We start from the raw sequence: 21469 nt of genomic DNA on the forward strand, positions 1-21469 counted from the left end.
TTCAGCCCTCTCCTTCAGGCAGGTGATACGCCTTCTCACCCGCTTCCACGCGCAGATCCAAGCGGTTTTCCGGCGGCGCCAACGGGCAGGTCGCATAAGCGGTGAACGCGCACGGTGGGTTGTGGGCGTGGTTGAAGTCGATCGTCACGTGACCGTCGGCGGTGGGCGCATCGGTATCCAGATAGCGGCCAGCAGGATAGCTGCCGTGGCCACTGGTACGGTCGGCGAAGATCAGGAACAGCGGCTGCCCCGGCTCGCCGATCGCTTCCAGCCGCCAGCTGCGGCCGTCACGATCGAATTCCACCGCACCGGCGTTGGGCATCTCGGTGGTCAGTCCGGTGATGTCCACGATCGGCAGGGTCTTGCCTGGTGGATGCGCGATGAAACGCGCCTGCACCTGCCATTGCGGTCCACCGGGCCAGTACTGCAGGCCGGCGAAATCGCGGCGCGCGGGTGCATCGGCATGCTTGACCCGCAGCGCATCGCGCGCGCCGCGACGGATCAGGCTGAGCTGGCCCTTGCCACCATCGAAGGCCAGCAGGGTCGGCTGCGGATCCTTGTCGGTATCCATGCGCACACGCCCGCGCACAGGCTGTCCGTCGAGGGTGACATCCGTGCCGGACTCCGGCGTGAACCACCACTGGTCGCCTTCACGGCGCAACAGCCCCAGCTTGGCCGGCCCCACCGCCAGGCGGATGCCGCTGGTGGCACCACTGCCGACGAAGTGCGACCGGTTCTGCAACCAGTGCAGGCCGACCAGCGCGGTCCACCCATCGGGCCGGGTCAGGTCCTGGTAACGCAGCACCCGCCATTGCTGTTGCTGCGCGGCGAATGCCGGATCCTCAACGACGGCTGGCGCCGGCGTCGATGCCGGGCTGCAGGCCGCCAGCAACAGGGCCGCCAGCAGGCCGCCCATTCCCCAAAGTCGCATCGGTGCTCCCCTCAACGTCCGCGCAGGAACCAGCGGTCGATCTCCGCCAGCGAAAAACGGGCCCAGGTCGGCCGGCCGTGGTTGCACTGGCCGGATCGTTCGGTGATTTCCATGTCGCGCAGCAGCGCGTTCATTTCCGGCACGGTCAGGCGCCGGTTGGCACGCACGGCGCCATGGCAGGCCATGGTCGACAGCAGCTCGTCGCGGGCAGTGGCGATGCGACGGCTCTGGCCATGCTCGCGCAGGTCGGTCAGTACATCGCGCAGCAGGCCTTCGGGCTCGGCATGGGCCAGCAGCGCCGGGATGCTGCGCACGTGCAGTGCGCCCGGTCCGGCGCGGGTGATCTCGAACCCGAGGGCGGCCAGCGTATCGGCCTCCGCTTCAGCGGTGTCGGCTTCGCGCTCGCCCACCGCCAGGGTGATCGGCACCAGCAACGGCTGCGACTGCAGGCCGATGCCGTCATGCGCATTCTTCAACCGCTCGTAGCCGATGCGTTCGTGCGCCGCATGCATGTCGACCACGATCAGGCCTTCGGCGTTCTCGGCCAGGATGTAGATGCCATGCAGCTGGGCAACGGCGTAACCCAGCGGCGGCACTCCGGCGTCGGCACTGGTGACCGGCAGTCCGTTCTCCATCGGCATCGGCGGCAGTGCCGCACCGCGCTCGGCACCGGCGGGCGATGCATACAGCGCAGCATAGGCCGCGGGTGCATCGGCAACCTGCAGACCCAGCGGCTGCTGGGGTCGCCATCCGGAAAAGCCACCACTTCCGCCCTGTCCCGCACCGGGTGCCGGACCGCGCACGTAGCCGAAGCTGGAGGCCGTGGCCCCCGGCATCGCAGACGCGCTGCCGCCCTCGACCGGATGCACGGCGCCCGCACCGATCTCCTGCGCGCTCATGCCGGCGCGGGTGTCGGCCAGCGCATCCTTCAAGGTGCGGTAGACGAAGTCATGCACCAGCCGCGAGTCACGGAAGCGCACCTCATGCTTGGCCGGGTGCACGTTCACATCGACGCGCGTCGGGTCCAGTTCCAGGAACAGCACATAGGCTGGCTGCCGACCGTGATACAGCACGTCGCCGTAGGCCATCTTCACCGCGTGGGCAACACTGCGGTCACGTACCGAACGACCGTTGACATACAGGTACTGCTGATCGGTGCTGGCGCGCGAATAATGCGGCTGCGCGATCCAGCCATGCAAGCGCAGGCCGGCACTGCTGTGGTCCACGCGCACGGCCTGGCTGGCGAAGTCTTCGCCCAGGGTCTCGGCCAGGCGCACGTCCGAATACAGGTCGCCCGGCTTGTAGCGACGCGAGGCCTTGCCGTTGTGCGAGACACGCAGCTCGACATCGGGACGGGCCAGCGCCAGCGAGCGCAGCCACTCTTCGATATGCCCAAGTTCGGTACGCTCGGCACGCAGGAACTTGCGCCGCGCCGGCACGTTGTAGAACAACTCGCGCACTTCCACCGTGGTGCCCGGCGCATGCGCGCGCGGGGTCACCTCGCCGATCTTTCCACCTTCGATCTGCAGTGCCGAACCGTGCTCATCATGGGCACGGCGCGAGGACAGGGTGAAACGGCTGACCGAGGCGATCGACGGCAGCGCTTCGCCACGGAAACCCAGTGTGGCCACGGCTTCCAGCTCGTCCAGGTTGGCGATCTTGCTGGTGGCGTGCCGCGAGACCGCCAGCGGCAACTGTTCTGCGGCAATGCCGCTGCCGTTGTCGCGGATGCGGATCAGGCGCACACCGCCTTCTTCCAGTTCGATATCGACGCGGCTGGCGCCGGCATCGATCGCGTTCTCAACCAGTTCCTTGACCACCGATGCGGGCCGTTCGACCACCTCACCGGCGGCAATCTGGTTGATCAGGATTTCCGGCAACGGCCGGATCGGACGCGGATCGGGCGCGTTCATGGGCAGATGGGGCAGGCAGACGTCATGCCACGATGATAGCGGAGCGGCGACAGGTAGAGTCGAGATCCACCGTGTGCAGCGCCAGCCAGGCAGGGCCCGGGTCTAGCAGAAGCGGGCGATCCAGCGGGTTACTTGCTGCCGCCAGCCACGGTGCTTGCGGCGTCGATCTCGGCCTGCGCGCGTGCGGCGTACAAGGTCCCCGGCGGCGGTTGGCGGCTGAAGAACGTGTGCACGCCGTCCAGCACTGCACCGGCGACCTTGCGCTGGTAGGCGGGGTCGATCAGGCGGCGCTCTTCATCCGGGTTGGAGATGAACGCGGTTTCCACCAGCATCGCCGGCATGTCCGAGGTGCGCAGCACGGCGAAGTTGGCGCGCTCGATATTCGGCTTGTGGTTGTTGCCGATCCGCTTCAGCCCGCCCAGCACGTGCCCGGCAGCATCCTCGGAGGATTTCATGTACCCGCTCTGGGCCAGATCCAGCAGGACGTTGGCCAACGTGCCTTCGGTCTGCTGCAGGCGCACGCCACCGACCAGATCGGCCGCGTTTTCCTTGTCCGCCAACCAGCGCGCACGCTGCGAAGAGGCGCCCTTGGTCGACAGCACGTACACCGACGAACCGGTGGCCGAGCGGTTCTCGGCGGCATCGGCGTGGATCGAAATGAAGATGTCGGCCTTGTTCGCGCGTGCCTTCTGCGCACGCATCGGCAGCGGGATGAACACATCGCTGTCACGGGTCAGGAACGCTTTCAGGCCAGGCGTGGCATTGACCTGTCGGGCCAATTCACGCGCCACCGCCAGGGTGACGTCCTTCTCACGCTTGCCGGTCGGGCCGATGGCACCGGGGTCCTGGCCGCCATGGCCGGGGTCGATCGCAACCACCAGATGACGCATGCCCGGCTGCATGCGGATGCGCGAGGCATCGCTGGGCATGGTCGGACGCGGCGACTCGGTCGGCGCAACGGGCGTCGGCACCGGCTTCGGCTGGGTGGCCACCACCGCAGCGGTGGCCTGACCGGCCAGGATCGCGGCCGGCGATGACGTCGGCGTGCTGCTGGCGGTGGTGCCCGCTGCCGCCATCTGCACCGGCGCGGTGCTCGGCGCAGGCGTCGGCGCGGCGGGTGCCGCAGCGCTGGCACTGGCCTGCTGCTGGACCTGCGCGGTCAACAGCGCGGTGGCGCGCGCGGCATCACCACGGGACTGTGCGGTCTGTGCTGGGGTCGGGTTCGGGGTCGAAGCCGTGCTCACCGAAGATGCTGCGGGCGGCTGCGTCGGCACAGGGGTCACCGCGGGTCGGCTGGCGGCCACGGCCGGACCATCGCCCGGCCACTCGATCACCAGCTTGGATTCATTGCCTTCGCGCTGCATCTGCGGGCGGAAGGGCGCGACCGTCTCGGCCAGGTCGAATACGACACGGAAGGTGCCCGGTACCGGCTGCCCGGTGCGCACCGCCGTGACCACGCCCTGCGGCGAAGGCATCTTCAGGTTGCGCACCGCGCTGGAATCGGGGAAATCGACCACCAGCCGGTTCGGACCGGCCAACGACAGGGTCTTGTAGCCGCCACTGCCGACCAGCGCGATTTCCGCACGGGTTCCGGTAGAACCGGTATTCAGCAGGACCTGACGGACCTCACCGGCCCACGCACTGACGCTCGCCAGACCAAGTCCGACGGCGGCACAGATGGCAATGAGTCGATTCCCCGGGCGCATGACTCAGGATTCAATCACCGCACTGAACGGAATGCAACACCTTTTTCCTTAATAATCCGTAACCTGCCGGTGTTTGTTCTCGTCAGCCGACAGAAAGGGCCTGCAAGTCGCCACCTTCGGGAAGCCGCAACAGCCATTCACGTCCCGCGTCGCTGACGCCAGTGAGACGCACGCGACGCCCCTGCCCTTCAATTTCCAGTGCCACGACCAGATCGGTGGGCGGAAGTGCGCCGGCACCGCGCTCGGGCCATTCGACCAGCCACAGCACGGCACTGCCCTCGTCCAGCCCAAGGAAATCCAGCTCGCCGGCCTGGCCGATGCGATACAGGTCCAGGTGCCAGGCTTCGCCGCCGCTGGACAACGGATAGCGCTCGACCAGGGTATAGGTGGGGCTGCGGATCGCACCCTGCACGCCCAGCGCACGCAGCAGCGCGCGCGCCGTGGTCGATTTGCCGGCGCCAAGATCGCCGCGCAGTTCGACCAGCGCCTGTGGCGGACGTGTGGCTGCCAGCCACTGCCCCAGCAATTCGGTGGCATCGCTGTCGGCAAGGAAGAATTCGGTCATCGGGAACATTCCGGGTTGGCCAGCCGCCGCAGGGGCGCCAGCAGATCAGTGGGAAGCAGCCCGCGCGCACCGTCGGCAGCGGCGACGTCACCGGCCAGGGCATGCAGCAGCGCACCGCCTGCCGCCGCATCGAATGCAGACAGGCCCTGCGCGCGCAGGCTGGCGATGATGCCGGTCAACAGGTCACCCATGCCACCTACCGCCATTCCCGGGTTGCCGGCAGCAATCAGTCGAAGTGTGCGGCCGGGCGCGGCGACGATGCTGCCAGCGCCCTTCAGCACCACCACCGCGTGATAGCGCTCGGCCAGCGCCTGCGCGCTGCCGTAGCGATCGGCCTGGATTGCCGCCGTGGTGGTTTCCAGCAAGCGCGCGGCTTCGCCGGGGTGCGGGGTCAGGATCGCATCGGTCATCGCATGCGCGTCCTGCGCCAGCAGGTTCAGCGCATCGGCGTCGATCACCAGCGGCAGGCCCGACTGCAGCACACGCGCATACAGCGCGCGCGCCCATTCGTCCTGGCCCAGACCCGGGCCGATCGCTACGACCTTGGCTTTTGCCAGCAACGCGGGCAGCGCAGCGCCATCTTCCAGCGCATGCGTCATCGCCTCAGGCAACCTCGCCAGCAGCGGGCCGACATGATCCTGACGCGTACCGATGCTCAGCAGACCTGCACCAGCGCGCAGCGCGGCTTCGGCGGCCATCGCGATGGCACCGCCGCTGCCATGGTTGCCGCCCACGCACAGCACATGGCCGGATTCACCCTTGTGGCTGTTGGCGCGGCGCGGCGGCAGCAGATCCGGCAGGCGCGACTGCGTCCAGCACTCTGCAGCGGCAACGACTCCCTGCCAGGCCTCGTCGGCCAGCGTCAGCGCGGCCAGTTGTCTGCGCCCGGTGTATTCCAGCGCGTCGCCGGTGTACAGGCCACGATGGGCGACGATGAACTGCAAGGTCAGGGCTGCGCGCACGGCTACGCCCGGCACGCAGCCACGGTCGGCATCGACGCCGCTGGGCACATCCAGCGCCAACACCGGCGCCGGCTGCGCGTTCAACGCCTCGATCAAGGCCTGTGCTGCACCGCCCGGTGCGCGGGCGAAGCCGAGACCGAACAGGGCATCGACCCATACATCGGCCTGGACCAGTTCGCCGTTGAACTCGGCAACGGCTCCCCCGGCGGACCTGAAATCCGTCGCGGCGCGCTGTGCCAATGGCGTGGAAGACGGCGCGCCCGGCAGCGCGACCACCTGAACCTGCAGCCCCGCCTGCAGCGCATGGCGGGCGAGCACGTAACCATCACCGCCATTGTTGCCGCTGCCAACGACCACGCCGAGCCGGCACGCCTGTGGCCAGTGTTGCAGCAGGCATTGCCAGGCTGCCTGCCCCGCTTGGGCCATCAGGCCCCAGCCACCCTCGCCCGCCAGCGCGGAGGCCTGGGCATCGAGTGTGCGTGCGGCACGGGAATCGAACAGATCGGCGAGGTTGGCCATGCGGGGATTTTATACTGGTGCACATGTCCCCCGTTCCTGCCCCCCTCGATCCGGCCCTGGCCGTACAGCGCATCCGCGACCTCGCGCGTGCGCATGGCTTCCAGCGCTGTGGTATAGCCGGCATCGAACTGGGCGAGGATGAGGCGCACCTGGCCGACTGGCTGGGCCAGGGCCTGTACGGCACGATGGACTGGATGGCCCGCCACGGCACCCTGCGCGCGCGCCCGGCAGAACTGCTGCCCGGCACCGTGCGGGTGATCTCGGTGGGCATGGACTACAGCCACAAGGATGACACCGAGGCCTGGGCCACGCTGGCCGATCCGGGCCGCGCCTATGTGGCGCGCTACGCGCTCGGCCGCGACTATCACAAGCTGATGCGCAACCGCCTGCAGAAGCTGGCCACGCAGATCAACGATGAGGTGGCGCCGCTGGGCTACCGCGTGTTCGTCGACTCTGCGCCGGTGCTGGAGCGCGCACTGGCGCGCAACGCGGGGCTGGGCTGGATCGGCAAGCACACCTGCCTGATTGACCGCCACGGCGGCTCATGGTTTTTCATCGGCGAGATCTACATCGATATCCCGCTGCCGATTGATACGCCGGCCAGCGCCCACTGTGGCACCTGCACCCGCTGCATCGACGTCTGCCCGACCCAGGCCATCACCGGCCCGCAGCGGCTGGATGCACGCCGCTGCATTTCCTACCTGACCATCGAGCATGACGGCGCGATCCCCGTGGAGATGCGACCACTGATCGGCAACCGCATCTATGGCTGCGACGACTGCCAGCTGGTATGCCCCTGGAACAAGTTCGCCAAGCGCACCGACGAGGCCGACTTCCGCGCCCGCAACAACCTGGATACCGCGCGCCTGGACCAGTTGTTCGCGTGGGACGAAGCTGAATTCCTGCGCCGTACCGAAGGCAGCCCGATCCGCCGCAGTGGCCACGAGCGCTGGCTGCGCAACATTGCCGTGGCACTGGGCAATGCGTCGACCACGGCAGAGACGCTGTCGGCACTGCAGACACGCGCCGAAGATGCTTCACCCGTGGTCCGCGAACACGTGCAATGGGCGATGGGCCAGCACGGCCTGCGCTGACGTGCGATCCTGAGGCCCCTGCTCCATCTGCCCCACGCCGTAACCATGCAGCCACGCAACAACGACGTCTTCACCCCCAGCCAGCTCAATACCCTCGCCCGCGACCTGCTGGAAGGCAGCTTTCCTGCGATCTGGGTGGAAGCCGAACTGGGCAGCGTGGCGCGCCCGGCATCCGGCCATCTGTACTTCACCCTGAAGGACGCGCGTGCACAGTTGCGCGCTGCGATGTTCAGGATGAAGGCGCAGTACCTGAAGTTCGTGCCGCGCGAGGGAATGCGCGTGCTGGTGCGCGGCAAGGTGACCCTGTACGACGCCCGTGGCGAGTACCAGATGGTGCTGGACCACATGGAGGAAGCCGGCGAAGGCGCACTGCGTCGCGCGTTCGAGGAACTGAAGGCGCGGCTGGAGGCCGAGGGGCTGTTCGACCCGGCGCGCAAGCGGCCGATGCCGGCCCATGTACAGCGTCTGGCGGTGATCACCTCGCCTACCGGTGCCGCCGTGCGCGATGTGCTGAGCGTGCTCGGCCGCCGCTTCCCGTTGCTGGAATTGGATCTGCTGCCGACCCTTGTGCAGGGCGCGACCGCCGCCGCGCAGATCACCCGCCTGCTGCAGGCCGCCGATGCCAGCGGCCGCTACGACGTGATCCTGCTGACCCGCGGCGGTGGCTCGCTGGAAGACCTGTGGGCGTTCAACGATGAAGCCCTGGCCCGTGCAATCGCCGCCAGCCGCACGCCGGTAGTTTCGGCCGTGGGTCACGAAACCGACTTCAGTCTCAGCGATTTTGCCGCTGACCTGCGCGCGCCGACGCCATCGGTGGCCGCAGAACTACTGGTGCCCGATCAGCGCGACCTGGCCCTGCGCCTGCGCCGCAACGCGGCTCGCATGGTGCAACTGCAACGCCACACCCTGCAGCAGGCCATGCAGCGCGCCGATCGTGCCCTGCTGCGTTTGAATGCACAAAGCCCGCAGGCACGGCTGGATCTGCTGCGCCGACGCCAGCTGGACCTCGGGCGTCGACTGCATGCGGCGCACAACCAGCAGCAGGAGCGTCGCGCGGCCCGCCTGCGCCACGCCGCTGCAGTGTTGCGTGGTCATCATCCGCAACGGCAGATGGAGGCACTGCGACGCCGCCTGGCCGCGCTGGGCGGGCGCCCACAGGCGGCGCTGCAGCGCCTCCTGCAACGTGATGCGCTGCGCCTGCGTGGCCTTGCACGTTCGCTGGAAGCGGTCAGTCCGCTGGCGACCGTCGCGCGTGGCTACAGCATCGTGACCCGTGCAGACGATGGCGCGCTGGTGCGTCGGGTCGAGCAGGTGCAACCGGGTGACGCACTGCAGGCCCGCGTCGGAGACGGCGTGATCGACGTCCAGGTGACGGCGGTCAAATAAGGGGGGTTCGGCAGGGCTGCGCCCTGCACGTGCAGAGGCGGTAGTGCCGGCCGCTGGCCGGCAACCTCAGCAGCAACAGCTGGCATTCCGTGGGATGGCGGGGCGGTGTCGGATTGCGGGGACGCCGTGAACCCATCCATGGGGGCTTGGCAGCCGCATCCATGCGGCTGACACCCCGCAATCCGACACCGCCCCACCTCCGACAGTTTCCCGGTGACGGTTGGCACATCCACGACATGCGTGGATGAATCTCCATCGAGATCGAATATTTCGAATTGAAATCGAAAAGCATCCACGCATGGCGTGGCTCTACGTGTCGACCAAGGTCGACACCTACCAACAGCAGCGGGAAGCTGTCGAAGGCGGGGTGGGTCCGGTTGCGGGAGTGTCCGCGGCATGGATGCCGCGGCCAAGCCCCCATGGATGGGTTTACGGCGTCTCCCGCAATCGGACCCACCCCGCCATCCCACGGATAGCCCGCTGTTGCTGTTGCTTCAGCTGTTGCTCCAGCCTCGGCAGGTGCAGGGCGCAGCCCTGCCGAACCACCCTTTACCTGGCCTGCTCGCAGAACTTCTGCCGGTACTCCAGTGCCTTCGGCATCAACGCCTGCAGGTTCTGGATACGGGTACCCGGATTGGGGTGGGTCGAAGAGAATTCCGGCGGCGACTGGCCGCCACCCGCCTGACCCATGCGCTGCCACAGCGGCACCGCCTCGCGCGGATCGAAACACGCCGCCGCCGCCAGCATCAGGCCTACTTCATCAGCCTGCGTCTCGTGGCTGCGCGCATACGGCAACAGATAGCCGTAGCCCATCGCCGACATCATCATCTGCTGCTGCTGTGCATCCATGCCACTGGCGGCGCCGGCCATCTGGCCGATCTGGGTCAGCTTCTGCTGGGCCATGCGCTGTGCACCGTGGCGCAGCAACGCATGGGCGATTTCATGGCCCATCACCACCGCCATCGCATCGCGGGTGCGCGCGACCGGAATCAGCCCCGTGTACACGGCCATCTTGCCGCCGGGCAGGCAGAACGCATTGGCCTGTTCGGACGGAATCACATTCACTTCCCACTCGAAGTCGCGCGCGAAGTGTGCCGGTTGCAGCCCGTGTTCCTGCGCCAGCGCGGTCTCCACCACGTCCACCTTGGCGATCAGTCGCTCGGCAATCGCCCGGACATCCCGCGAGACCTGTTCGTTCGGGCCCAGCGGGCGCTCCTGCGACAGGATCTGCTGGTAGGCCTGCAGGCCCAGTGCCTTCTCCTGGCTGGCGTCCAGGCTGCTGTCGATCAGCACCTTCTCGCCGGTATAGGGGTCGACCGCACGGTTGGAGAACCAGTAGAACGCCGCATAGCCGGCGGCCAGCAGCAGCACCCACCAGCGGATGTTGCCGAACAGGCCACGCCGCTGCTGCGGCGAGCGGGAAAAAGGATCGTTGCGCATCGGCAGGTCTTCCGGCTGACCCCGCCGGCCGGCGGGCACGGCGCAATCTTAGTGCGGCGCTGCCTGCGGCGGGTGAAACCGGCGCCGATCCAGGCGTGCCGGTCAGATCCCTCGCACCAGTCGGAAGCCGATGCGCGCGTTGGTGGTATCCGAATCCTGCGATTGCCGCCACGCCGCCCGGGTCTGCTCCGGGGCATTGGCCCAGTTGCCCCCCCGGATCACCCGTGAACGACAGCCCGGGTTGAACCAGGCCACACCATCAGCCGGCGCGCGCCGATAGCTGGCATGCCAGCAGTCGGCCACCCACTCGCTCAGATTGCCGCCCATGTCATGCAGCCCGAAGCCGTTGGCCTGGAAACTGGCGACCGGTGCCGGCCCCCACCAACCATCGCCATAGCCGACGAAGGCGTTGTGCCAATGCCTGCCGGACGGTGAAACGTCCTTGCTGCCGGTGTAATTGCCACTGCCTTCCGGCGGCAGCCCGGCATCGCCCCACGGGTAACGGCCACTGCTGCCGGCACGCATTGCGTACTCGAACTCGGCCTCGCTGGGCAGGCGGTAGCTGCGGCCGGTCTGCTCGGAGAGCCAGGTCGCGTAGTTCTCCGCATCACGCACGCTGACGTGCATCACCGGCGAATTGCCCAGCGCGCGCCCACCGTCATAGTCGGATCGCCAGTCCACGCCGCTGCGACGGATGAAATTGCCGCTGCGCTCGTCATAGACCACCGAATGTCCACGCCGGGTCGCGCGTGGGCGGGCGTTGGTCGCCTTCACATAACGCTCGAAATCACCCACGGTGATCTCGGTGATCGCCATCGCGTAACCGCGCTCGAAGCGCACATAGTGCGACGGTCGCTCCGCATCGGTTGCGCCCGGCTCGGTATCACTGGCACCCATCTGGAATCCACCGTGCGGTACCACGATCATCTGCGGTCCACGGCCGCCATCACGCAGTGCATCGCTGAACACCTGCCCCGGCCGGAAACTGCCGTAATGGGTGGCCAGCTCGATGCGCTCGCGCAGCTGCGCCACCACCGCGTCGCCCGGCAGGGCGATGCGCAGCGCTTCGGCCAGCTTCTCGCGCGCAGGCTTCAATCCCTGCGGGGTGGTCAGATCATGCAGGCCGCCATCGCGCAGCTGGACCAGCGCTGCTGCGCGGATCTGCTCGATGCGCTCGAACGCATCAGCGATGGTGGGTGACGAGTCCCGCACCTTGCTGGCTTCTGCCAACCAGGCGCCGGCACTGGCGAAATCACGGATGCGCGCGGCGTCCTCGGCACGCCGGATCAGCCCGCTTTCCGCCGCTGCCAGGCCCTGCCGCGCGCGGCGGTTGTTCGGGTCCAGCGCCAGTGCCTCGCGGAAGTTGCCGATGGCGCCATCACCCTCTTCACCTATCCGGTCGGCACGCAGATCGTCTTCGCCCGCGCGGTTGTAGGCGACCACGCGCTGCGCCGTCTCCACCCTGCCCTGCAGCGCGCGCACCTTCTCGTCCTTCGGCGCCAGGGTCAGCAGTACCAGCGCCTGCCGCCCGGCTTCGGCCAGCGCTTCACGCTGCCGCAATGGCTGCTGCAGCAACGCATCGGCCTGTTGCAGCAGGCGCTGCTTCGCACGTTGCAGGCCCAGGCGCGCCTGGCGGTCGTCGGGTTCCTCTTCCTGCACCGCCAGCCACAGCGGCACTGCCGCATCGCCATCTTCGTACAGATGCCCCCGCGCGAATGCCTGATCGGCCGCCCGGCGCAGCTGTGCCAGCGTACGTCCCTGGCGATCGACCCGCGGCGGCGTCCACTGCTGGATGTCCTCGGCCGCATCGTCACCGGCAATGGTCACCGTGCCCTGCCCGCTACCAGGCGCCGGACCGGCCTCTGGCGCGGGATCGGCCGGCTGGCCTGCGGTGCCATCGGAGGTCTGCGCAGGGGGCGACGGCGTGCAACCGGCCAGGCCCACGGCCAAGGCGGTACACAGCACGGGCGACAGCAGAAAACGCAAGCAGAGCCTCCTTCGGCACGGATGCGGACCGACGTTAGGCTATTCTCCCCTGCCTGAGCAAACACGAGTAGTAGGCCCTGACCTGTGGCAACCTGGATCACCACCCCCGCCGAGCTGGACACATACCGCCAGCAGCGGCCGACCCGCATCGGCCTGGATACCGAATTCATCCGTGAACGCACCTTCTGGCCGCAGCTGGCGCTGGTGCAGATGGCCGTCGGCGAGGACATCCTGCTGATCGACCCGTTGATTCCCGGCATGCCCGAGGCGCTGGCGCCGTGGCTGGCCGATGAATCCATCACCAAGGTGATGCACAGCGCCAGCGAAGACCTGGTGGCGTTCAAGTGGACCTGCGGCGTGCTGCCGCGCCCGTTGTTCGACACCCAGATCGGCGCCGCCCTGGCCGGCATCGGTGCTGGCATGGGCTACCAGAAGCTGGTGCAGGAGATCACCGGCGTGGCACTGGAAAAGGGCGAAACCCGCTCGGACTGGATGCGCAGGCCGCTGTCGGACTCACAGCTGAAGTACGCCGCCGACGACGTCGAGCATCTGTTCGCGATGCATGACGCGATTTCCGCCAAGCTGGAATCGCTGGGGCGCCAGCAGTGGCTGCACGACGACGGCGAGCGCCTGCTGGCCAGCGTCGCCAATGACGAGGACCGCTGGCCACACTTGGGCATGCGCTCGGCGCAGTTCCTGGACGCGCCCGCGCAGCGCCGCCTGCTGCGCCTGCTGCGCTGGCGCGACGTGCAGGCGCGCGCCAGCGACCGTCCGCGCAGCTGGATCCTGGACAACGAGCTGGCCGCGACCCTGGCACGCACGCCGCCAGCCGACGCGGCTGCATTGAGCAAGCTGTTCGAACAGTTCCCGAAGGCGCCGCGCAAGCTTGCCGCCGCGGTATGGGAGGCGCTGGATACGCCGTTGGCCGACGAAGCCGATGCACCATTGGCGATGCAGGCCAGCGATGCCAGCAAGCAGCTGCTGAAGAAGCTGCAGGATGCCGTAGCCGAACGCAGCCGCGAGCTCGGCCTGGCCGACGGCGTACTGGCCTCGCGCAAGCATCTGGAAAGCTATCTGGAGCATCGGCAGTGGCCTGCCGCATTGGCCGGATGGCGCCAGCAGGAACTGGAGCCGGTGCTGGCACCGCTGTTGCCCGCCGCCTGAGCATCCAGCCGTCGTCGCGCATGCAGCGCGGCGACGGCACGCCCGGGCATGGCCATGAGATCGCGGGGCACGTGCCTGCAGCGTGCGACACGTCGCGCTATCGCTCTTCGAAGCCCATCTGACGCAGATTGCCGCATGCGGCGGTCCGATAATCCTGTACGCCCGCCAACAGGATCGCGCCGCGCGGTTCATGTACATGACTGCAGACACATACGCCTGCGTCGACGGCATGCAAGAGTGAATCGCACGTCACCTTGTACGCCTGTTCAAGGCACGAGTGGACGACGCACCCCGCAGGACCGGTGCCGTCGGCGCAGGTCCTGCCCACGCTGCTGCGCAAAGGACTCCCATGCACACGATCATCTCCGAACGGACCGCAGCTTTCCCCTCCCGCCCCATGCGCCACCTGCGCCGATGGCTGGGCGTTTCACTCCTGTGCGTCGCTGCCAGTGCAAGCGCCGCCGATGACCTGCAGGCACGCATCGCTCAGGCGTTACAGGGCACGACGACGCCGGCCATGGGAGTACTGGTGATCCGCGACGGCAAGATCGCCGAGCAGGCCGTCAGCGGCGTACGCCGCAATGATGAAAAGGTGGCCGTCAGCACGGGCGATGCCTGGATGATCGGCTCGACCGGTAAACCGATCACCGTGGCGATGATCGCGCGCCTGGTCGAACAGGGCGTGCTGAAGTGGGATGCGCCGCTGTCGACGATGCTGCCCGACCTCACGGCACAGATGCAGCCGGCCTACCGCAACGTCACGCTGGTGCAGCTGCTGTCGCACCGCGCGGGCCTGCCGGAAAACCTCACCGATGGCGCCGCTCTGGATGCGTTCTTCACCGACACGCGTGCCCTGCCGGTGCAGCGCGAGGCCTACATCAAGGCCGCGCTGTCAGAGGCACCGGTCCACCCGCCGGGAACGGAATTCGCTTACAGCAACAGCGGCTTCCTGATCGCAGCCGTGATCGCCGAGCGCGCCACAGGCAAGGACGTGGAGACGCTGATCCAACGCGAGGTGTTCCAGCCACTGAAGATGACCGGTGCCGGCTTCGGGCCGACCACGGCAGGGCAGCCGTTGGGCCACCGCGGCGGCAAGCCCGTCACCCGCGCGCCGCAGAAAGCCGATGATGGCGTACCGCCGATCTACACCGCCGCCGGCAACCTGCACATGCGCCTGCAGGACCTGGCATTGTTCGCCATCGACCAACTCGCCGGCAGCCACGGCAAGGGCACGCTGTTGACGCCGGCGTCCTACACGCTGATGCAGAGCGCGCAACCGGTCAGCCCCTCGGGTCTGGACTGGGGCGTACAGCCGTCGATCGCCGGCCGCCAGGGCCCGGTGCTGGTGCACGGTGGCTCCGATGGCAACTGGCTGGCCTGGGTGGTGCTGTTCCCCGCACAGAACAGTGGCGTGATCGCCATTGCCAACGCCGCCGAAGACATGGGCGCCGACACGGCCACCATGGGTGTGCTCGGCGGCCTGTTCGCCGAACTGGCCCCTGCTGTCACGCCTGCCGCCAAGTAGACCCGTCACGACGCCCTGCACCTGCGGGGCGTCGATTCCGCGTGTCAGTTCCCACAACGGCAAACGCCCTGCACAGGCAGGGCGTCTGGAGGGTAGTGCAAAGGTGTCGGTACCGCGTGCGGTACCGACCGATGCGTCTTACCAGTTCATGTTCAGCGACACACCCACGGTGCGCGGTTCGTTGTAGACCGCCGCCATGTAGTTCTCGATGACACCCTTGAGGTTCTTCTCGTTGGTGATGTTGCGCGCGAACAGCGACACTTCATACGCGCCGTAGTTGCCCGAGTAGCCGATCTTCAGGCCGCCTTCGAAGTCACCCTTCGAATTGAACTCCTGGCTGTCGTACAGCACGAAGCTGGTGTAGCCCTGCTTGTTCCAGTCGGTGGACACGAACATCGTGCCCGCATCGCTGAGCGGGAAGTCGTAACGCGCGGCCAGGTTGACGTTGTACTTCGGCGCGTTCGGCAGCGGATTGCCATCGATCTGGGCGAAGGTGTTGGCACCGACCTTGATCGTCGGGTCATCGACGGTGCACACCACCTTGCCGTTCAGTGCGCAGACCTGCGCATACACGCGCTTGTCCTTGATCTCGCTGTGCAGCAGGCTCAGACCGGCGCTCAGGGTCAGGTTCGGGATCGGGCGCAGTTCCATGTCCGCTTCGAAGCCGTAGGCCTTGGCCTTGTCGGCGTTGAACAGCACGCCGTTGCCGTCCGAATCGTTGCCGTTGAGCTGGATGTCGTTGACGGTGTAGGTGAACGCGGTGGCATTCAAGCGCAGGCGGTTGTCCCACAGGCTGCTCTTCACGCCCGCTTCCCAGGACAGGATCGTCTCCGAATCGGCGGTGGTGAAGTCAGCGTTGAACACGGCCGAACGGCCCTGGATGGTCGGGCCGCGGAAGCCGCGCGCGACCTTCGCATAGACGCTCACGTCCGGGGTGATCTGATACATCGCGCTCAGATCCCAGCTCGGGGTCGTGTCGGTCATCTTGACGTCGGTGCGGCCCTTGTAGGTGACTGCACCCGCGGCGGTGTCGGCGGTCTTCAACAGACGGGTGTGCTTCTCATCACGGGTCTGGCGCAGACCGGCGGTGACGGTGAACTTGTCGGTGAAGGCGTAGCTGAGCTGACCGAAGCCGGCCCACGAGGTGTTCTTGTTGCGCAGGCGCACCCAGTTGTTCGGATTGCGCGCCGCGCCCTTCAGGAACCAGGCGCGCTGGTAGAAGTCGGTGGTATCGCTGCCGTTGAAGTAGAACGCGCCGGCCTGCCACTGCAGGGCGCTGTCATCGTGGCTGGCCAGGCGGAATTCCTGGGTCCACTGGTCCAGGTCACGGATCTGGCCCATCGATTGGCCATAGCCGTTCGGCACGTCATTGACCGGGAAGTTGACCGCGGCGCCGCCGTCGGTGTCACCGCGGCTGTAGCCGGAGGTGGTTTCGTAAGCGGTGATCGAGGTGAAGTCGATCGCGCCGAAGTCATAACGCGCCTTCACCGAACCGCCGTAGGTCTTGTACGCCTGCGGGTTGTTGTCGGCCTCGTCGTAGGCCACCTGGTCACGCGGCACGTCGGTCTTGTTCGAGCCTTTGGTCAGCGCGTTGCGCAGGAACAGGGTCGAGGTGCCTTCGTAATCGCGGGCGTGGGCCGAAGCGAGGATCGAGAACTGGTCGCTCGGGGTCAGCAGCAGCTGCGCACGCACGTTGCGGTCGTCGAAGCCGCCCATGGCGTTCTTCTTCGGGCTGACCGTGCCGTCGGCGCTGGGGCCGGTGTAGGTGTTGTCGACGTAGTCGTCGCGGTGCTGGTACAGGGCCGACACGCGGAACGAAGCGATGTCGTTGATCGGGCCACCGAAGCCACCGTCGATCGACACGCTGTTGTAGGAGGCGTAGCTGGCGCTGACGCGGCCGCTGTAGTCCTGGGTCGGCTTGAGGGTGTCGAACTTGACGATGCCGGCGGTGGTGTTGCGGCCGAACAGCGAGCCCTGCGGACCGCGCAGCACTTCCACCTGGTCCACGTCATAGACCGGGTTGGACTTCAGCACCACGTGTTCCAGCACGACGTCGTCCTGGATGATCGACACCGGCTGCGACGCACCCAGGTAGAAATCGATGTTGCCCAGGCCGCGGATGTAGAAGCGCGGGAAGATGCGGCCGGTGGTGGTTTCTGCATACAGGCTCGGCACGCGGCCGGACAGCGCCAGCAGGGTGTCGTCGCCGCCGGCGGTGAAGTCGCGCATGCGCTCGCCCTGCACCACGCCTACCGACACCGGCACTTCCTGCAGGTTCTGCTCGCGGTGCTCGGCGGTCACGGTGATGGTGTCCAGCCCGGTCGGGGTCGGCGCACTGTCCTGCGCGGCAGCACCGAAGCTGGCAGCCAGGGCCAAGCCTGCACAGGCCAGGGCCAGCGGATGGCGACGGAAGGAAACGAGGGAGGACGACATGCCCGACGAACGGCGGGAATCGGAATGGGAAGGCATCGAAAGCTCTGAGGAGGCGTCCGTGCGGCCTGCGCTGACCGGGCGGCAAATAGGAGGAAAACTGCGCAAGCGGCCATTATCCTCCAAATTGTTACAATTTCGTTGCGCGGCACCCGAACCCGGTGAAACAAGCGGTTTCGGCACAGTCAGCCAGCACCGCCTGGGGTCAGATCCGTTTCCCAAGGGGAAACGGATCTGACCCCGGATCTCACGGCAACGGCGCCAGCGCAACCTCGACCATCGCCAGCAGACGTTCGCGGCTGACGCCGTCACGCGCCTGTACCGAGATGCCATGCAGCACCGTGGCGAAATGATCGCCCAGGGCCTGCACGGACAGATCGGCCGCCAGCTGGCCGTCCGCCTGCGCCTGCTGCAGCCGCGCGATGATCGCCGCCGTGCGCTGGCGACGATGGCTGGCCAGCCAGTCACGTACGCCCTCGCCATCCGGTGACACGCTGCTTGCCGAGGACACCACCAGGCAGCCATGCGGACGACCGCGACGGGTGTAGGTCAACACGGCATCACGCAGCATGCTGCCGATCGCATCGCGCAGTGACGCCTGCTCGAGCGCGCGCGGCGCGAAGCCGCCCTCGCCTTCCTCGTACAGCGCCACCGCTTCGCGGAACAACTGCTCCTTGCTGCCGAACGCGGCGTAGATGCGCGCCGAGGCAATGCCAAGCGCTTCGACCAGGGCCGACATCGAGGTGCCCTCATAGCCGTGCTGCCAGAACAGCAGCATCGCCTTGCGCAATGCCTGGTCCCTGTCGAATTCGCGCGGTCGCCCTGCCATCTGCCTGCCTGCCGTTCTGAGGCGCGCAGTGTAACGCGGGTGTTGACCATCCCGATGCACGCGCCTATTCTTTGTCGACCGACAAACAATTGGAGCAACACATGCAAACCCTCAAAGGCCCCAGCCTGCATCTGGCGCAGTTCGCTGGCGACCAGGCGCCGTTCGACAGCCTCGCCGGCATCGCCGAGTGGGCCGCCGGCCACGGCTTCAAGGCCCTGCAGATTCCGGCCTGGGACGCGCGCCTGTTCGACCTGGCCACCGCCGCCGACAGCCAGGACTACTGCGACGACATCCGTGGCACCCTGGCCGAACACGGCCTGCAGGTCAGCGAGCTGACCACCCACATCCTGGGCCAGCTGGTGGCCGTGCATCCGGCCTACGATGAACTGTGCGATGGCTTCGCCCCGGAGGCGCTGCGCGGCAATCCGCAGGCACGCAGCGAATGGGCACAGCAGCAGTTGCATCTGGCCGCCCGCGCCTCGCGCCGGCTCGGCCTGCAGGACATGGGCACCTTCTCCGGCTCGTTCGCCTGGCCCTACCTGTTCCCGTTCCCGCAGCGTCCGCCGGGCCTGATCGACGCCGCATTCGATGAGCTGGCACGACGCTGGCGGCCGATCCTCGATACCTGCGAGGACAACGGCATCAACCTCTGCTACGAAATCCATCCCAGCGAAGACCTGCACGATGGCACCAGCTTCGAACGCTTCTTCGAGCGTGTGGGCCAGCATGAGCGCTGCCGCATCCTGTTCGATCCCAGCCACTTCGTGCTGCAGCAGCTGGATTACCTGCAGTTCCTGGACATCTACCATCCGCTTGTCCGCATGTTCCATGTCAAGGACGCGGAGTTCCGCCCCAATGGCCGCCAGGGCATCTACGGTGGTTACGCCGACTGGACCGAACGCGCCGGCCGCTTCCGCTCGCTGGGCGATGGCCAGGTCGATTTCAAGTCGATCTTCTCCAAGCTGGCGCAGTACGACTACGCCGGCTGGGCAACGCTGGAATGGGAGTGCTGCCTGAAGGACCAGGAGGCCGGTGCGCGCGAAGGTGCCGCCTTCATCCGCGACCACATCATTCCGGTCACCGACAAGATCTTCGACGACTTCGCCGGCGCGCCGATCAGCAGCGCCCAGATGCAGCACATGCTCGGCATCGCCTGAGCCCCCACAGGAACATTCCCATGACGAACATCCCCACCGCTGGCACCTCCGGCGACGACACCCTGCGCCACCACTACCTGCGCATCGACGGCCAGCGTGTGCATTGCGTCTCCGCCGGCAGCGGACAACCGGTGCTGTTGATCCCCGGCTGGCCGCAGACCTGGTTCGCCTGGCGCCACGTGCTGCATGCGCTGGCCGAGGCCGGTTTCGAAGCGATCGCGGTCGACCCGCCCGGCATCGGCGAATCCGATCGTCCCGCGCACGGTTACGACACCGGCAGTGCCGCCGCGGTACTGCATCAGACCATGCAGGCCCTCGGCCACGAGCGCTACCAGGTGGTCGGCCATGACATCGGCATGTGGATCGCCTATGCGCTGGCCAGCGACCAGCCGCAGGCGGTACAGCGCCTGGCCGTGACCGAAGCGGTGATTCCCGGGCTGGCGCCTGAGCCGGGCATCTTCGCCGCGCCAGCCGACAACATCTTCCTGTGGCACTTCATGTTCAATCAGGTGGCCGATCTGCCCGAGGCACTCATCAGCGGTCGCGAACGCGCCTACCTGGACTTCATGTTCGACCGCTGGTCGTACCGGCGCGATGCGGTAGCCAGCGAAACCTATATCGCTGCCTACAGCCGGCCCGGCGCGTTGCGTGCAGGGTTTGCCTGGTACCGCGCGATCCCGGAAACCATCCGCCAGAACCAGGTCCGCGCACAACGTCGCTTGACCATGCCGGTGCTGGCCATCGGCGCCGAGCATGCCACTGGCAACGCCCCGATGCTGACCCTGCAGCCGCACGCCGATGACCTGCGCGGCAGCGTCGTGCCGGGCTGTGGCCACTTCATCATGGAAGAAGCACCGCAGGCCTTCCTCGCCCAGCTGCTGCCGTTCCTGCAGGAGGCTGACCATGCCGCTTGAACCCGCGTTGCAGGCGTTCGTGGATGCGGTGGCGGCGCAACCGCTGCCAGACGATCTGCTGGAACTGCGCGCATTGAGCGAGCAGGCGCTGCCCACGCTGCAGGGTGCCGCCGAGGCGGTATCGCATGTCGTGGAGCACGTCATCAGCGCGCGCGACGGCCATGCGCTGGTCGTGCGCCTGTACACGCCCGCAGCCATCAGCACGGACCCGCGCCCTGCCCTGTTGTTCGCCCACGGCGGTGGCTGGTTCCAGTGCTCGCTTGCGGTCTATGACGGCCCCTGCCGGGCCTTGGCCAATGCCAGCGGCCATGTCATCGCTGCCGTCGGCTATCGCCTGGCTCCGGAGCATCCGTTCCCGACGCCGCTGCACGACGTCGCCGACGCCTGGCTGTGGCTGCAGGCCAATGCCGCAGACCTGGGTCTTGATCCAGCACGCCTGGTCATCGGCGGCGACAGCGCGGGCGGCAATCTCGCTGCGGCGTGCTGCCTGCTGCTGCGCGATCAGGAACTGCCGCTGCCATCGCATCAACTGCTGCTGTACCCGGCACTGGACGCCACCATGGCCAGCAGCACCTACGGCGAGTTCGCCGACGGCTACTACCTCAGCGCCGAACTGATGCAGCGCTGCTGGCAGGCCTATCTGGGCGACGGTGACCGCCGACAGGCGCTTGCTTCGCCCCTGCATGCCCGCGATCTGCGCGGGCTGCCAGCGGCCACGGTACTGAGCTGTGAGTTCGACCCGCTGCGCGACGAAGCTGAACAGTACGCCGCGCACCTGCGGGAGGCGGGCGTGGACTGCACGCTGGAGCGCCTGCCGGGGATGATCCACGCCTGCATCCACCTGCATGGTGTATCGGCTGCGACCGACATCGCGATCCAGCGCGCGGCGGCCCTGCTGCCCTGAAACGACGGGCCGCAGAGGGACGCAGCGGCGATTCCGCTACGTCC

At 67.5% G+C, this 21469-nt stretch carries 17 protein-coding genes; 8 read left to right on the forward strand and 9 right to left on the reverse strand.

Annotated features, from left to right (window positions below; translation table 11 throughout):
- Nucleotide 1: 1 nt before the first annotated feature.
- The 5 genes from CR156_RS12240 to CR156_RS12260 all read right to left on the reverse strand — a co-directional run bounded on the left by CR156_RS12240 (nt 2) and on the right by CR156_RS12260 (nt 6596).
- Nucleotides 2-931: a DUF1684 domain-containing protein gene (locus tag CR156_RS12240; RefSeq protein WP_100553051.1), complete on the reverse strand. Its 930-nt coding sequence runs from the start codon at nt 929-931 to the stop codon at nt 2-4.
- A gap of 11 nt (nt 932-942) precedes the next feature.
- Nucleotides 943-2844, reverse strand: a complete 1902-nt coding sequence (gene mutL, locus CR156_RS12245) for a DNA mismatch repair endonuclease MutL (protein ID WP_100553052.1) — start codon at nt 2842-2844, stop codon at nt 943-945.
- 128 nt (nt 2845-2972) lie between these two features.
- Nucleotides 2973-4550, reverse strand: a complete 1578-nt coding sequence (locus tag CR156_RS12250) for an N-acetylmuramoyl-L-alanine amidase (protein WP_100553053.1) — start codon at nt 4548-4550, stop codon at nt 2973-2975.
- Between the two features lie 82 nt (nt 4551-4632).
- Entirely contained in the window at nt 4633-5115 is a 483-nt protein-coding gene (tsaE, locus tag CR156_RS12255; protein ID WP_099821225.1) for a tRNA (adenosine(37)-N6)-threonylcarbamoyltransferase complex ATPase subunit type 1 TsaE, read from the reverse strand.
- A complete protein-coding gene (locus CR156_RS12260; RefSeq protein WP_100553054.1) occupies nt 5112-6596 on the reverse strand; it encodes an NAD(P)H-hydrate dehydratase in 1485 nt (494 codons plus the stop codon). The genes tsaE and CR156_RS12260 overlap by 4 nt, the downstream gene beginning before the upstream one ends.
- Nucleotides 6597-6619: 23 nt before the next feature.
- Here CR156_RS12260 and queG point away from each other — a divergent pair, with 23 nt between their 5' ends.
- Entirely contained in the window at nt 6620-7690 is a 1071-nt protein-coding gene (queG, locus tag CR156_RS12265; protein ID WP_100553055.1) for a tRNA epoxyqueuosine(34) reductase QueG, read from the forward strand.
- 45 nt (nt 7691-7735) lie between these two features.
- Nucleotides 7736-9076, forward strand: a complete 1341-nt coding sequence (gene xseA / locus CR156_RS12270) for an exodeoxyribonuclease VII large subunit (RefSeq protein WP_100553056.1) — start codon at nt 7736-7738, stop codon at nt 9074-9076.
- 549 nt (nt 9077-9625) lie between these two features.
- On the opposite strand, the gene CR156_RS12280 is transcribed toward xseA, so the two are convergent.
- Both CR156_RS12280 and CR156_RS12285 read right to left on the reverse strand, forming a co-directional pair.
- Complete coding sequence (locus CR156_RS12280; protein WP_100553057.1) at nt 9626-10516, reverse strand: M48 family metallopeptidase; 891 nt, start codon at nt 10514-10516, stop codon at nt 9626-9628.
- 102 nt (nt 10517-10618) lie between these two features.
- Nucleotides 10619-12502 carry a formylglycine-generating enzyme family protein gene (locus CR156_RS12285; RefSeq protein ID WP_100553058.1) on the reverse strand — a complete coding sequence of 628 codons (1884 nt, stop codon included), beginning with the start codon at nt 12500-12502 and terminating at the stop codon, nt 10619-10621.
- A gap of 84 nt (nt 12503-12586) precedes the next feature.
- Here CR156_RS12285 and rnd point away from each other — a divergent pair, with 84 nt between their 5' ends.
- Both rnd and CR156_RS12295 read left to right on the forward strand, forming a co-directional pair.
- Complete coding sequence (gene rnd / locus CR156_RS12290; protein WP_100553059.1) at nt 12587-13666, forward strand: ribonuclease D; 1080 nt, start codon at nt 12587-12589, stop codon at nt 13664-13666.
- Between the two features lie 349 nt (nt 13667-14015).
- Nucleotides 14016-15191 carry a serine hydrolase domain-containing protein gene (locus CR156_RS12295; protein WP_100553060.1) on the forward strand — a complete coding sequence of 392 codons (1176 nt, stop codon included), beginning with the start codon at nt 14016-14018 and terminating at the stop codon, nt 15189-15191.
- A gap of 138 nt (nt 15192-15329) precedes the next feature.
- On the opposite strand, the gene CR156_RS12300 is transcribed toward CR156_RS12295, so the two are convergent.
- Nucleotides 15330-17660 (reverse strand): TonB-dependent receptor, encoded by a 2331-nt coding sequence (locus CR156_RS12300; protein ID WP_100553061.1) that lies wholly within the window; start codon nt 17658-17660, stop codon nt 15330-15332.
- Between CR156_RS12300 and CR156_RS22965 the strand changes: the two genes are divergently transcribed.
- Entirely contained in the window at nt 17623-17859 is a 237-nt protein-coding gene (locus CR156_RS22965) for a hypothetical protein (RefSeq protein WP_165780956.1), read from the forward strand. The genes CR156_RS12300 and CR156_RS22965 overlap by 38 nt on opposite strands.
- A gap of 9 nt (nt 17860-17868) precedes the next feature.
- On the opposite strand, the gene CR156_RS12305 is transcribed toward CR156_RS22965, so the two are convergent.
- Entirely contained in the window at nt 17869-18450 is a 582-nt protein-coding gene (locus CR156_RS12305; protein ID WP_100553062.1) for a TetR/AcrR family transcriptional regulator, read from the reverse strand.
- Between the two features lie 101 nt (nt 18451-18551).
- Between CR156_RS12305 and CR156_RS12310 the strand changes: the two genes are divergently transcribed.
- The 3 genes from CR156_RS12310 to CR156_RS12320 are packed head-to-tail and all read left to right on the forward strand — an operon-like array spanning nt 18552 to nt 21425.
- Nucleotides 18552-19607, forward strand: coding sequence for a sugar phosphate isomerase/epimerase family protein (locus CR156_RS12310; RefSeq protein WP_100553063.1), 1056 nt, complete (start codon nt 18552-18554; stop codon nt 19605-19607).
- Nucleotides 19608-19627: 20 nt separating this feature from the next.
- Nucleotides 19628-20521: an alpha/beta fold hydrolase gene (locus tag CR156_RS12315; RefSeq protein ID WP_100553064.1), complete on the forward strand. Its 894-nt coding sequence runs from the start codon at nt 19628-19630 to the stop codon at nt 20519-20521.
- The gene (locus tag CR156_RS12320; protein WP_100553065.1) at nt 20511-21425 is read left to right on the forward strand and encodes an alpha/beta hydrolase; all 915 of its coding nucleotides are present in this window, start codon (nt 20511-20513) and stop codon (nt 21423-21425) included. The genes CR156_RS12315 and CR156_RS12320 overlap by 11 nt, the downstream gene beginning before the upstream one ends.
- Nucleotides 21426-21469: the final 44 nt, after the last annotated feature.

Origin of the sequence: Stenotrophomonas lactitubi (assembly GCF_002803515.1) — a bacterium.
Lineage (GTDB): Bacteria > Pseudomonadota > Gammaproteobacteria > Xanthomonadales > Xanthomonadaceae > Stenotrophomonas > Stenotrophomonas lactitubi.